General features: G+C 36.2%; 6 protein-coding genes. 4 read left to right on the forward strand and 2 right to left on the reverse strand.

What is annotated here, in order from left to right:
* Positions 1–294: 294 nt before the first annotated feature.
* A complete protein-coding gene (locus ATH1_RS0114000; protein ID WP_010422862.1) occupies positions 295–2046 on the reverse strand; it encodes a response regulator in 1752 nt (583 codons plus the stop codon).
* Between the two features lie 247 nt (positions 2047–2293).
* Between ATH1_RS0114000 and ATH1_RS0114005 the strand changes: the two genes are divergently transcribed.
* Positions 2294–3142 (forward strand): hypothetical protein, encoded by an 849-nt coding sequence (locus ATH1_RS0114005; protein ID WP_010422863.1) that lies wholly within the window; start codon positions 2294–2296, stop codon positions 3140–3142.
* Positions 3143–3325: 183 nt separating this feature from the next.
* On the opposite strand, the gene ATH1_RS0114010 is transcribed toward ATH1_RS0114005, so the two are convergent.
* The gene (locus ATH1_RS0114010) at positions 3326–4444 is read right to left on the reverse strand and encodes an adenylate/guanylate cyclase domain-containing protein (protein WP_010422864.1); all 1119 of its coding nucleotides are present in this window, start codon (positions 4442–4444) and stop codon (positions 3326–3328) included.
* Between the two features lie 1008 nt (positions 4445–5452).
* Here ATH1_RS0114010 and ATH1_RS0114015 point away from each other — a divergent pair.
* The 3 genes from ATH1_RS0114015 to ATH1_RS0114035 form a co-directional block, all read left to right on the forward strand.
* Positions 5453–8812 (forward strand): helicase-related protein, encoded by a 3360-nt coding sequence (locus tag ATH1_RS0114015; RefSeq protein WP_010422866.1) that lies wholly within the window; start codon positions 5453–5455, stop codon positions 8810–8812.
* Between the two features lie 2 nt (positions 8813–8814).
* Positions 8815–12117, forward strand: a complete 3303-nt coding sequence (locus ATH1_RS21965) for an Eco57I restriction-modification methylase domain-containing protein (RefSeq protein WP_010422867.1) — start codon at positions 8815–8817, stop codon at positions 12115–12117.
* Between the two features lie 744 nt (positions 12118–12861).
* On the forward strand, positions 12862–15755 hold a 2894-nt coding region (locus ATH1_RS0114035; protein WP_010422870.1), incomplete at its 3' end, for a DEAD/DEAH box helicase.

Raw genomic sequence — 15755 nt, forward strand, 5'->3', positions numbered from 1 at the left:
AATTTGAAGTAGAGATGACGATCGTTAATTTGAAATAGAGACGCATGGCCGTTAGATTTCAAGTAGAGACGCACGGCCGTGCGTCTCTACTTGAAATCTAACTCTACATGAAATCTAACTCTACATGAAATCTAACGTATATTCACCTGACCATGTAACAGAATTAACAATTCTTGAAATCTAACTCTACATGAAATCTAACCTTACTTGAAAGCTAACCCAATTTAATTAAGAATAAAAATATTTTGTTAAATAACGACCGTGCGTCTCTACTTCAAATCTAACCCTCTATTGCTATTGCAGATGTTTTTTTATCAGCTGCAGTAATTCATCGGGCTGGAATGGTTTACTGATGTAATCATCCATTCCTGCGCTCAGACATCGTTCCTTGTCTTCGGGGAATGCATTGGCGGTTACCGCGATGATAGGGGTATGTGAACTGGTACTTTGTTCAATTTCCCTTATTTTTTGAGTGGCTTTAATGCCGTCCATCACCGGCATTTGAATGTCCATGAGTACCAGGTCGTATTTGGTTCGTCCGAATTTTTCCAGGGCTTCTTTACCGTTAAGGGCAACATCAACTTTTTTTACGGCATTTTTAATATAAAGAATAATAATTTGCTGGTTACTAAGGTTATCTTCCGCAAGAAGAATATTCGCATCTTTTAAATCAATGCCGGGTTTTTGTGTTTCTTCCTTCAGGTAATTTTTGTGTTTCGCGTTAACGGTATCTTCAGAGTCAATTTTTTCTGAAAAGGTAGACCTAAATTCAAAAATGGTTTTGTTTTCATTGGTTAAGATGGAAAACGACTTGCCTTCCGATTCAATAATTTTCATAGTTATACCCAGGTCGAGATAATCAATGAGGCGGCTGTTATTAATCCTGTCGAGGTCTTTTAAATTATAAAATCCTTCATCGGAAAGTCCTGAGTTCTCTGCCCGAATCGTCATGTTGGTAATAATGCGAAACAGCAATTCCACTTTTCCTGGCATTCCGTCCAGGCGGTTGACTTCTATGGTGATAAACCGGTTTGGATGGTCATTATTCTTCAAAATACTGTTTATAAGATTCAGGAAAATTTGTTTGATTTTCACGCTGTTTCCGGTAATAGAAGTCGGGATACCTGCAGAGAGAGAAAGGTTGAATCTTGTTCTGTCCATGCCGGCTTTGCCCGAAAAAAGCCTGATGGCATTGTTAAGAACCGTATACAGATTAAAACTGGTAATATTTTCCGGTTCGTTAGAGACGGTTTTTGATGAAAAAACAAGGTTATTGACAACATCTACCAGATTATTGGTTGAAGCCTGAATGGTGTTAATGTAGTCGCGTTGTTTATCGTTCATTACCGAGTTATCGAGCAACTCAAGAATGCCGGTAATGTTGTTCAGCGGGGTTCTGATTTGATACGATAATTTATTGATTAAACTTTCCTGTGCACGGTTTTGATTTTCCGATTCGAGAATTTGCCGGTCTTTTTCAAGAGATACTTCGGAGCGAATAAACTGAAAAGTATAGCCGATAAAAAAGGCGATAATGTAAGAGCCGGTTAGAAAAAGCTTTTGTCCGGTTGAGTAGTCGGCTACCCATGAAATATTTTTAATCGGAATTACAAAAAACAGCACCATGGCGGCAAGCAGCGAGAGCGCCCAGTATCCGCCCTTTTTTCTACCGGCAATCGTAATCGAAAGTAAAGGGAAAAAAACAGAAATGTAACCGTCGTAGCCTGAATTTCCGCCGGTGAGGGTGAAAATCACGAAAGTCAGAAAAAGAAGAAGCAGATAGAAGTTCTGGAAATTTACGTCCTGCTCGTCGCGTGAGCTGAAATAATAATTGATGGCAAATGTTAATACAATAAACAACAGCGGTGCTGCTAATATAAGGTTCTCATCAATGAGAGAAATAATACCCTCAACAAGGATGGTGACGAAGAAAAGAAAGTTGGTGATATTAATAAGCAGGGTCTTGGTTTTGGAATCCATGTCGGCATTGTCTTCTTTTTCCGAAATAAACAAGCTGACGATTCTGTTAAAAAAATTTGTGAGCATGGTCTGGGTTAGTTATTAAATTACTGCTGATTTTTTCCTAAAAGATTCTTTGTCAATGCATTGACTGGTACTGATTAACAAGGCGCCTATCCGTGTTCAAAAATTTTCGACGGTTTGGCCCTGTCAAAAATACCTCTTTTAGGAGCAAATTCGTTTTATCTTTAATAATCAAATATCGCAATTTTTTTATTTATTTTGGCAAATGATTGAATTCGAATAAATTTAATCCGATAAAAAAAGAAATAACATGAAGCAGCTGCCCTTACTTTTATTGATCCTGATAGCTTTTCAGGCATACTCTTCTGCTCAGGAACATGTTCCTGAATTGGAAGATTATCAGAATTTTATGAAAAGTAAAACGCTCGTTTTACTTGAGAAAAATCCGATGAGCGACTTCAATCTGGTCATCAGGAACATAATGGAGAATACATGGACCATTACGCCTTATAAATTTATTGATGATGCCGAATTTGAAGCTTATCGTAACAATTCAGATTATTCTTTTTTGATGATTACCATAGCCTCGTTTGATAAAGACAGGACAAAAGCACGTTATAAGTTTCTCAGCCTGCTTATGGCCGAAAGGGCCAGGAGTGTTGGCAACATGCCCGATTTGTGCTCCCTTCCTCTGGGATATGTCGGTGTAGAAGACGACACTTACAGTTATAAGCTTGAAGCATTTCTCAGATTTATGCAAAACCATGTAAAATTAATGCTTGAGGATCCTTCTTTGATTGGAAGCGATCCGTTTAAATTTTACAACCGAAAGAAAAAAGATGAGTTGCAGAGCAAAACGCTTTATCTGGTGAAAGATGAACTGGCAAAAGAGATCGATACAGAAGCCGAGATAAGAGATATTTATCCTTATGATTTCAAAATTGTTACGCGAGAAGAGGTGGCACAAGCCATAAAAGACAGACGTGAAGATGTCGTATTTTTGCATAAGGTAGGGCCCGAACACACACGCATCAGGGCAAGGGTCTACAAAATGCTTGTGGGAGCCGGAGCCCCCACTATTTACTACTTCGATTACGAAATGGCCAAAAAAGCAGCAGATGACGCTTTTCAGGAAAAAGACCTGAAAAAAATTCGGTAGTGGTTATTTTTGGATTTTGTTGATGCATCGGGTGCCTGTTTGATAAATCCTTGAATTTTTTATGGACGATAAAAAAGTAATTTTCAGCATGGCAGGAGTAATACCGCACTCAAAGATATTTGGATTTTAGACCGGGTTCTTAGAGATAAGAACTAAGATGAATCTTACATACTGAAAATCTGATTAAATGACTTTAGGAGATGATTCGGGGTTTTGCTTTTTGCCATTTGTCTGCCCGGGCATTTTGGGTTTGTGAAGATAATACATTTCTATCATGCCTTTACCCTTTACTTTTTGTGGAACCCGGCGTACAAATGTATAATGTGGCTCCAGCAGCTTTTTGGTTGTTTCGGATATATTGATCTGCATGGGGCCGCTATATGTTTGCATCCTGGCAGCAATGTTAACGTTATCGCCAAAAATGTCGTAAGAAAGATTGTGCTCGCTGATGAAGCCGGCAATAATATCGCCGGAATTCAGTCCGATTCTGACTTCCCATTGCACGCCGTTTTTCCGGTTACGTTCCACAATGAAATCGCGCATCTCATTGGCGGCTTTAGCTGCCCTCAGAGCATGTTCTTTTGAGTTGCTGAACATTCCGCTCACAGCCATATAAGCATCCCCTATCGTTTTTATTCTTACACAATTATGTTTTTGAGATATTTCGTCGAATTTGGTGAAGATAATACGCAATTCATCCAGTAGTTTTCTGGGAGACATGCGTGTTGCCTTTTCTGTGAAATTGACCAGATCGGCAATCAGGATTGTGACATTTCTGTAAGGTCTGGGTTGAATGACCTCACCGTTTCTCAACGATTTTACCACTTCGGCAGGAAGGATATTCTTCAGAATATGGTAGGTTTTTTTCTGTTCTGCTTCTAATTGCTGTTTCTGATATTTGAGTTCTTTAAGCGTATTGGCAAGTGTCATTGCCGAGCGGGCACGTGCAATGAGTTCATCGGTTTCGATGGGTTTGCGAACATAGTCTATGGCTCCGGCCTCAAGTGCTTCTTTAACTTTGTCGGAGCTCGAAAAGCTTGATATGATAATAACCGGAATATCTTGTGTTTTACTATTAAGCTTTAGGTTTTTCAATGCATCCAACCCTGAAATTTCCGGCATTTCCCAATCAAGTAAGATCAGGTCGGGGGCCGATTCAAGGGCGATACGATAGGTCTCATAGCCGTCTTTGGCACGCAAAAACCCGGTGTTATCATTCAATGTGGTCAGTTGCGCCTTAATGAATTCGGCGATGCTGTCCATATCATCGGCAATCAGTATGGTTAGTTTGGTCGGGTGCATTTATTTGGGTTTTGATTGATGTAAAATTAGTTAAAGTTATTGGTCTGATGGAACTCGCATGATTGATTTCATACATCAACTTTTGTGACAAACTTTGTCATGCTCGTTTCATCTTAAATCTTATATCTAAAAATCTGATATTCTATTAATGCAAACTTTGTCATGCTCGTTTCATCAGTATAAAATTAGTCTAAGTCATTGGTCGGATGGAACTCGCATGCAAGAACTTATATATGTTCTTTTGATACAATCATTGCCATACTCGTTTCATTAAACCAAAGTTAGTGTTTTTATTTAAAATTTATTGATTATAACAATAGTTCTAAACTTCTACAGAGAAGTGGCAATTAATTATGAAACGAGCATGGCAAAGATTGTCATAATAAGAATATGTATAAACACCATCTAAACCAGCTAATCCTATAGGAAACCAAAAACAGTGAACAGATTCTTCGTCGTTACCTCCTCAGAATGACATTAGACAGTCTGTCATTCTGAGCGGAGCGAAGAATCTACCGTCAATTAAAGTATAATAAATTGCATCAGACCAATAATTTGGACTAATTTTATACGGATAAAATTTAAGAAATAAATATCATTTTTTCTGATTCGAACTTTGTAGCGATCGTTTAGCAAAGGGTTTTTTTGGAATCCAAAGATTTTTGAAAACATTCTGTATCTTTGTTAAATTGTCAAAACAGATTAGTCAAATGGCTAAAGAAACTTTAGGCAAATATATTAGACGATTAAGCGTAGAAGGAAATCTCCTTCTAAGAAAAGTTTCAAATCTACTTGGTGTTGAAATTTCTACACACTTAAGGTTGAACATGAGAAAATACCAATGTCAATTGACTATTTGAAACCACTAAGCCAAATTCGGAAAATTGATTACCGGGAACTTCACTTGTGGTTTGAAACTGACAACATAAATGCAAATTGTTGAAAATAAGGAAATTTATAAAATATCCCGGACGAAGTCATTAGTCAATATAAAAAGAATAAAAAGTAATGCCAACTAAATTTTTCACAAATCAAAAGAATAATAGTTTACTCAAAAAGTTTGAGGGAGTATTTGCAAATATTGAAAGCATCCGTCATTTTGATGCATTGGTTGGTTATTTCAGAGCTTCGGGTTATTTCAAAGTGCGTGCTTTTCTTGACAAAATTCCTAAAATCAGAATTCTTGTCGGGATCAATGTTGACCAACTCATCAAAAAATATCACGATAGAGGACAGCTCTATCTTGAAAATCCTGATGAAACAAAAGCAACCTTCCTCAATGGTATTATTAAAAATATTCAGGATGCTGACTATGACGAAATTACAGAAAAAGGCGTGCTGCAGTTCATTGATGACTTGGTTAGCGGTAAAATTGAACTTCGGGCACATCCCAAAAAGAAAATTCATGCAAAGGTATATATATTCAGACCTGCATCTTTTAATGAATATGCACCTTGCGAAGTAATTACCGGGTCATCTAATCTCACCGATGCCGGGCTGGGTAGCAATCCCGAATCAAACTATGAATTTAATGTCAGTTTGCGTGACTACGAAGATGTAAAATTTGCCACTGACGAGTTTGAAAGGCTTTGGGCTGAATCTGTTCCCATACTACAGCCCGAAGCAGACAAAATTAAAAACCAAACCTATTTACGCGATGATTTTACGCCGTTCGAGTTGTATATAAAAATGCTTATTGAATATTTTGGCAAACGTGTAGATTATGACCCATACAATATCGACTTGCTTTTACCTCCAAAATACTTTCGCTTAAAATACCAATCAGATGCTGCCAATCAGGGCTATTCAATCATGATGAAGCATAATGGTTTTATTTTGGCTGATGTAGTTGGTTTAGGGAAAACAATTATTGCCTGTATGATTATTAAAAAGTTCATTTATGAAAATGGCACTCATACAAAGGTTTTGGTTGTTGTACCTCCGGCAATTGAAGAAAGCTGGAGACGAACTGTAAAAGATTTTGAATTGGATAATCATTTTACTTTCATTACTACCGGGAGCTTACATAAGATACTCGACAAAAACAATTATTCTTATCCTAATCCGTCTGAAATTGATTTAGTGGTTGTTGACGAATCGCATAAATTCCGAAACGATTATACCGAAATGTATCTGGCTTTACAGGAAATATGCAAAATGCCGCGTTTAAGAGCTTCCGAAAACGGAGATTCCCGAAAAAAAGTGATTTTAATTTCTGCAACGCCTTTGAATAACCGACCACAGGATATTGAAAACCAGCTTTATCTTTTTCAGGACAGAAGAAACAGCACGCTTGAAAACATCAGAAACTTACAGGAATATTTCAAACCAATTAATGAGCAATACAAAAAACTGGCTTACGAGAAGAAACTGAATATTAATAAACTGAAAACCTTATTCCAGAAATTGCGTGATGATGTTGTTGAACCTCTTGTAATACGCAGAACAAGGACAGATATTGAGAGCAACAAGGAGTATTTGGAAGATTTGGAAAAACAAGGGATTAAATTTCCCAAAGTTGGCGACCCAATTGCACTTTACTATCAATTGGATGCCAAACTTAGTGAATTGTTTTTCGATACCGTCTCTCTTATTACCAGCCTTGATGAAGATGGCAATGAAATTGACGGATTGAGGTATTATCGTTATCGCGCTATTGAATTTCTTGTAAAGGAAGAAGACCGAAAAATATATGGAAAAGTGGAATCCATTTCAGGCAGGTTATCAGCAATTATGAAAACACTTTTGGTGAAACGACTAGAAAGTAGTTTTTATGCTTTTACCCAATCTTTAAAAAGATTTCAGAAAGCCATTGATAATATGCTTGGAATGTTTGATGAAAACAGGATTTTTATCGCACCTGATTTAGACATCAACAAATTGCTTGAAGAAGGTTTAAGTTATGATGAGATTGAAGCTAAAATCAACGAAAAGGGAGGAAACAATAAAGAGTATAAAAAGGATGCTTTCGATAAAAAATTTGTTGACCTGCTAAAGCAGGATAAAGAAAAAGTTGATGATTTAATTGAACGTTGGAACAAAGTAAAAAAAGACCCGAAACTGACAGAGTTTACGAAACAAATTCAGGATGAATTTTTTAAACCTGATCAAAACATTAGTGGTAAGCTGATTATTTTTTCCGAATCAAAAGAAACAGTAGAAGAACTTACGGCCAAACTTTCGAAAATTACCAGGAAAAAGGTTCTTACTGTAAGTGCCGAAAATAGAAAACATATTGAGAGTACTATCCGCAATAATTTTGATGCAAACCTTGAAAAAGAAAAATGGCAGAACGATTACGATATTATTATCACAACGGAAGTACTGGCAGAAGGCATAAACCTGCACAGAAGTAATGTAGTAGTGAACTATGACGTACCCTGGAACTCTACCCGTTTAATGCAACGCATAGGGCGTGTTAACAGAATTGGTTCTATCGCAGACAGAATTTATGTTTACAACTATTATCCATCGGCTCATGGTGATGCTCAAATTCATTTGGTAAACAACGCCTTGCGTAAATTACAGGCTTTCCATACTGCCTTTGGCGAGGATAACAAGGTATTCTCCATTCTCGAAGAAAAAGGGGAGGGGGCTTTATTCGGAAATAAAATTCAAAAAGAGGAAAGCGAGATTCTAAAGTATTTGAATGAATTGAGGGATTTCAGAAAGAAACATCCGAAGATTTTTGATGAAATAGCTAAAATTCCAAACAAAGCACGATGCGGAAGAAAAGTTTCGGAAGATAGAAAGCTAACCTTATTGGATACTGAAAGCGGTGAAATAAATTATCCATTGCAAAACACATCGCTCACTTATCTGAAAAGCGATAATCATCCCGGTATCTTTTGCCTCATTACTCCTGAAATGAACATTATTGAAATGAACTTTTTACAGGCAGTCAAACTGTTTAAAGCATCTGACAAGGAAACAGCAATTGCCTTGCACGAATTGCATCATCAACAAACACTCGCAGCTCTTGAATATTTTAAATCGGAGAAAAATCAGCAAAATGTAAAAAATGTCTCTCGCAGAAACCTTAGTCCGGTCGAAAATAAAGCCATTTCAAACCTGAATGCGGTAGTAAAGATTGCACCTACCGAACAAAAACGAATGGCATTATTACGAGCTTTAGATATCATTAAAAAAGGAATTTTTGCATCTAAAGGATTGCCAAAATCCATCAATGATTATTTTACTTCAAATGCAGAATTGATCAATGAACCGGATAAATTTGTTGAACAGTTATTTATTACCGTGCTCGACAGATACGACCTGTCACCTGGTTCAGAAGAAGTGCCAAATTCAGATAAAATACAACGGGGAATTGTGAATCCTAAAATTGTATTAACTCAAAGTTTCAGTTAAATATGGCAGCCAACAGAATTCAATTACAAAACACATTGCATAAACCTTACGACAGGGTTTTGTTTTCACGTGAAGTTTTAAGTCCGGTCTTTGGTTCGGGATTTAATCTGAGTTCTTCCTTAATTCCTGCTCCGGTTCCACCAAACAAATCGGAATCGGCTGCTATTGACAAAGTTTCGATTTACGCAAATATTACTTTAGACGACAGCACCGAAATTACCTGTTACGAAGTGTTGCTTCAGCCACAAGTAAGAATTGAGCAAAGCAAGGTGGCCATTCAGCAATATGTTCGAAAACTCCTTACCGCCGGACAAGCTGCTTTAATCAATTTTGTTCCGGGCAGGAATTTCTCCCCTTCAGGGGAGATGTCCGCAGGACAGAAGGGTGTCTGGCGGCTTACGCTGGTTGCCAAAGACAGTGTGCTGACCGACAAAGGGGTAAAAGAAAAAACCACCAATGCCAAACGTTACACTTTTTTATTAGGCCCTTCTGAAACCTGCAAAACAGCAGCCGAACGCTTTGAAAAGCTAAGCACAGAAAAAGAAATTAATTTTCAATCCCTCATCAATGCCTTCTCTGTCGAAAAACTCAGTAAAGCATTCTTTGATGAATATACCCTGCATTACCAGAACTTTTGCGATTATTTACAGGAATCCAATTACCGTAAATCAGTTTTCAACATTTCTTTCCCAGCCGATGCTACAAAACAAGAAAAGGATAAAGCCTGTAAACCTATCCGCGATTTTGTAAAGAAACTGCTCGGCCGTATTGTCTTTTTGTACTTCGTACAGAAAAAGGGTTGGTTGGGTGCAAGTGATACCAATTATACCGATGGCATGCCCGATTTCATCAAACAACTCTTTCACAAATCGGGTGGAAACGATACTTTTTACAGCAATTGGCTCTCTGTCCTTTTCTTCGATACGCTCAACAAGGAACGACCAACTGATGATTTTAAAATGCCTGATGGGAAAACTGTTAAAGTTCCTTTTCTGAATGGCGGTTTATTCGATAAAGATGAATTTGATAAACATCTGCTCACTTTTCGTGCTAATCTTTTCCACAACCCCGATTTTGAAGATACCATCCTTACGGGAAAAAGTAATGGCAATGCCCGTGGTTTTCTCGACTTTCTCGATGCCTTTAACTTTACGGTGTATGAGGACAGCCCCGATGACCATACCATAGCCGTTGACCCCGAAATGCTGGGGCATATTTTCGAAAACCTGCTCGAAGACAACAAAGACAAAGGTGCTTTTTATACTCCTAAGGAAATTGTCCATTACATGTGTCAGGAAAGTTTGATTGAATATTTAGCAACAGGTCTGCAGAATAATTACACGGTTTACAGACAGATAGGTGATAATCAAATTGAATTATTCGGAAATGAAACTCGAAAAGGGCAGTTGAAATTGATTGAAGAATTGGGTGAAAAAGGTCTTGACAGAGATGAGGTAGCCTACATGGTTAAACAAAAAGACATTAGCAAACTAACATCAAAACAACTGCATTCAATCGACAACTTACTGGACAAGGTAAAAATTTGCGACCCGGCAATCGGTTCCGGTGCTTTTCCCATGGGTTTATTACAGGAAATTTTTAGCATTAAAGAACTTATTGCCTACGAAACCGGTAAAGATTGGAATCCTGCCGAAACCAAATTGAACATCATTCAAAATTCCATTTACGGCGTGGATATTGAAAAAGGAGCCGTTGACATTGCCCGCCTGCGCTTCTGGCTGAGTTTGGTGGTGGACGAAGAAAAACCCAAACCCCTTCCAAACCTCGATTATAAAATTGTGGTGGGCGACAGCTTAATAAGTAAGTTTGATGGCGAAATAGTGGAAATAGATTGGGAACGTAAGCAAAGCGTGGGAAAAGCTGATGAATATGTCAAAAACTTACAGCGTTTGTTGAAGGAAGTAGCCGAAAAACAAAAGCAATACTTTAATCCAAACAACAAAAACAAGAAAGAACTAAAAACCGAAATACGCAACCTGAAAATTGAGTTGCTGATTAACCAACTCTCATTTAACAAAGAACTTTACATAAATAAAACCGTGCAAAAAGGCGGCTTTATGCCGACGGCTGCCGATATAAAACATAATACTAAGCGCCAATTGCAGATTGCAGGTTTTGATAAGCTGATTAGTAAATTAAAAAACCTGCTTCAACACCCCGATGAACCCTTTAACCATTTCGACTGGAAATTAGATTTCCCGGAGGTGCTGAACCCTTATCTGGTAAACGGGAACGGCGGGGTTGATATTGTGATTGGAAATCCGCCGTACGGTGCAAAATTTAACTCTGTTGATAAATCATATTTCCTGAATAAATACAAAACCGCAATTTCCATTAAAGGGATTCAGAAAGGTTCATTAGATAGTTACACTTTGTTTATTGAATTAGGTCATAATTTGTGCAAAATGAAAGCCAGTTTACATTTTATTGTTCCAATTTCCATTACTTCAAGTGATTCTGTAACAGGTGTTCATAAATTACTTGAAGAAACTTGTAGTATAATTAAAATTTCATCATATGCTGTTCGTCCTGAACCAGTATTTGAAAATGCCGTTGTAAATACAAGTATTATCTACTTCAAAAAGGATTTTATTCCGGTACAAAAAATCCTATGCACTAAAATGTATAGAAAAAAAGGTGATTTGAACCTAAAGCATTTGATAGATAACTTGCAATTTATTGATGTGTCGGATGTCAAACTAAGAGGGAGATATCCTAAAATTAGCTTACCAATAGAAAAAAATATATTAAGAAAAATTTTAAATCAAAAAATCAAGATTAAAGATTGTTTAAGACAAAATGGCCGTAATATCTACTATCGTTTTGCTGGAGGTAGATATTACAAATTAGTAACAAACTATACAACAGGTTCTTCGGCAGAACGTGTTGTGTCTTTTAATGAAAGAATTTCTAATTCAATTGGTGCTATTTTAAGTAGCAACTTATACTTTTGGTTTTATCAAATTTATTCTGATAATCTAAACCTCAAAGATTATGAAATAGAATCATTCGGAATACCGCTTGAAAAATTAGATAAAGAAATAATTGGTCAATTAGAAACAATCTACTCAGAATACCTCAAAGACATTGAACGGAATGCAAATGTTAGGCATACAACACGCTATGCTAACATTGACTCTTTTAAGGAATATAAAATTGGAAAATCAAAACATCTAATAGACCAGATTGATGACATAATTGCACCACTTTATGGTTTAACAAATGAAGAATTAGAGTTTATTAAAAATTATGAAATTCAATTCAGATTACAAGATGATAAGTAAGTTTTTAGTTTACCTCCATTATGATTTAACTTATGACGAAGTAAAAATGATAGACTCAGATATTCCTTTAAGCAAAGAAGAATATGAAAGCATTGAGTTGTTTTAGACTTAAAACTTTGCAAAACAGTATTTGACCGATTGGATGATTAAGAGCATCCGGTAAGGATAAACCTCGAAAATATGAAGGAAGAGATACCAGAAATACGAATTATTGAAGGCTTGGGAAAATAAAGAAAATGCAAACACTTGACTGGAAACCAAAAGATCACGCCCCAAGTGCATTGCTAATCGGCTACGACCCGCGTTGGAGCAATCCGATACCCAGGTGGAATATGCCTTGTTTGCAAATTACTATTTTGATAAAACCATCAGGGACAAGGCATTTAAAAGTAAACAGGCTTTGGTTTCATCCGCCTTTAACCAAATAACCAATATCACAAACGGAAAAATCAAGCCTGATGAAACGAGCATGGCAAGGTTTGTCACAACAGTTGATGTATATCATCAATCATGCGAGTTCCATTCGACCAATAACTTAGATAAATTTTATACGGATGAAACGAGCATGACAAGGTTTGCCACAAAAGAACATGTATAAATCTCAATCATGCGAGTTCCATCAGACCAATGACTTAAGTAAATTATATACTGATGAAACGAGCATGGCAAAGATTGTCACAAAAGAACATGTATAAGTTCATACATGCGAGTTCCATCCGACCTTAATAATTAAATTTTATACGGATGAAACAATTGCAAGCAGGATACATACTTGACTGTGTAAAGGAAACATTAGAAATGAAATACAAGCCGACAGAAGTTCAAGGACTTTTGAGGCAACTTTCCTATTTTGATATTGACATAAATTCAACTGCTGAGTTTAAAGACAATTCAAAATTTGAACAAGTTCTTTCAGTAACTCATAATATTATTTCAAGAGGTTTACCGACAAGACCAACACTATGGCTGGAAAACAAAATCTTGCAGCCATTTGGTTTGACACAGATAGACAAAAAAATGCTTGAAATTGGAACATTAAGTCGGGTTTTAAAAGTTGAAGAAACGTTAATTCAAAAACTTTTCCGGGCATTACATATTATCGATCCAAATTTGGGAGGCAGCAATATTTCGAAACAAAAAATCAAAACTTGGGAAAATTTAGGAAGTTCTTTTGAAGAAAACTTTTTATATGAACAGTTGCCCAAACACGCTTCGCATATTTGGATTCAGCTATTTGAAACGCAACGTGAATTAGAGAATGTTTTGCGATTTTCAACCACCTCAGAAGATGAAGTTGAAAAATATTTAAACGGATCAATTAATATATTTAATGCGCAAAGATTAGACTTTTCCGTTGAGTTCCCTTATAAAATAAAAGAACAAAGGGGATTTGTAGTTGAAATTGATGGAACCCAACACGAAAACTATCCGCAAAACCGTATTGATGCCGACCGAGATAACGCTACTGAAAAAGCAAAATGGGGGAAAGCAATAAGAATTAAAACTTTGGAATGGAATAATATAGCAAATAGAATAAACAATATAAAGAAATTTGAAAACGAACAATTTTTCAGTTTGCTAAAGCAAAATATTGAAAATCCACTTTATTCTGAAAAAGAAGGATTAACTGCGTTACAGTTATCACTCATTCCTTTTGCAGTTGCCCGAATACAAAAAACAATTATTCATTTACTTTTTGAAGGGAAGTTAAATTTAGATGCGCAAGAATGGAATATCGCAATAATTGAGCAAGATATTCCTTGTGGAAATTTAGCAATAGAAGATTTACAAAGATTAATAAACGCTCTTTTCAAATTACAAGGAATTAAAGAAAAGCTACCTGAAATTAATGTGTTTGTTGAAAGAGATGATAGATTAGCTCACGCAAATTTTTATTCTTCAAACAATATTATTGAAGGCAAGAAGTATGATTTGCTGATTGATATTTCTGTTCTTCAAAGAAGTGGATTAACAAACATAAGCACCAACATAAATGCAGACACCAAGGTTTTAATTCGTTCGGCTCATTCACCTAAAACCAACAGAAGTTTTAAAACAACAAATCTGGTTGCATACAAACCGCTTGGGGAAAAAAATACACAAGATAACCGTTTCAAGGAGAACAAAGTACAAGTTAAGGCATTAAAAAAATTTGTCCAAATGATTTTTAGAAAATCGACTTTTAGACCAGGGCAAGTTGAAATTATTAATAGAGCATTTCAAGGTCTTAGTGTAATCGGACTATTGCCAACAGGTTCCGGAAAATCATTGACATATCAGCTAACAGCTTTGTTGCAACCGGGAATGACAATAATCATTGATCCCATTAAATCGTTAATGAAGGATCAATTTGAAGGACTTTTAAAAAACGGAATTGACGGAGCAGTTTATATCAATTCATCTTTAAATCAAAAACAACGGAAAATTGCATTAGAGAAAATCAAAAAGGCACAAACCATTTTTGCCTTTGTTTCGCCTGAAAGATTGCAGGACAATTTATTCAGAAAAGAACTTTTAGAAACAAGCAACTTAAACAATCATTATTTCAGTTACTGTGTAATCGATGAAGCACATTGTGTTTCAGAATGGGGACACGATTTTAGAACTTCATATTTACGTTTGGCCGACAACGCCAGAAATTACTGCATCGCAAAAGAAAGGAAACATTTACCATTTTTCGCTTTAACAGCTACTGCTTCGTATGACGTTCTATCTGACATTCAAAGAGATCTTGGTATTCCGGATGAAACAGCAATCATTAGACTTGAAACATTAGACCGTCCGGAACTTCAATTTAAAATCATTGATATAATAGCAAACATTAAACCTGAAATAGGATTAAGTTGGGAAAACAAACAAGCATTGGGTGAAGCAAAACAATATCAGCTCATCCAACAATTAAATAAAATACCTGAATATTTTAAAGAGTTTTCAGATACCGAAAAAGTTTATGATGGGAAGAATATTCGTTTACCAAATTTCAATCCTGAAACTTTTCATCATCAACAAGGCAGAGAAAGCAATGCAGGGTTAGTTTTTTGTCCGCATAGGAATTGGTATTTCGGAGTAATGGATAATGCAGCCATTATAGCCAGGAACTTTAAAACCCTCAAAATTGGGACTTTTTTAGGAAGTGATGGTGTAGAGGAACGTGACAATGAAAATGAAAAAAATCAATCAGCTTTTCTTAATAACGATTTGGATTTGATAGTTGCAACAAAAGCTTTTGGAATGGGTATTGATAAGCTGAACATACGTTATGTTATTCACTTTAACTATCCAAGTTCCATTGAAAGTTATTACCAGGAAGCTGGTCGTGGTGGACGTGATAAAAAATTAGCATTGGGTCTGATTTTATTCAACAAACAGGAAGTTACAACATTTGAAAAAACAGAAGCTGTAACAGAGGACGGAGAAATAACTGAAGTTATCGACCAAAGAACGACTTCTATTGACAAAGATATTTTGCAAAGTTTTCATCGGAACAATTTTAAAGGAATTGCCAAAGAAAAACGTCTGTTATTCGAACTTCTGACCGAAATAAAATTTCCATCAAAACGAATAATCGACACATTTGAGGATAGAATTTTTGTAAGCCTTCGGCCTCCTACGTATTGTAAAAGTAAAAAAATTTTCCC

It is taken from the genome of Anaerophaga thermohalophila DSM 12881 (genome assembly GCF_000191885.1).
Taxonomy (GTDB): domain Bacteria; phylum Bacteroidota; class Bacteroidia; order Bacteroidales; family Marinilabiliaceae; genus Anaerophaga; species Anaerophaga thermohalophila.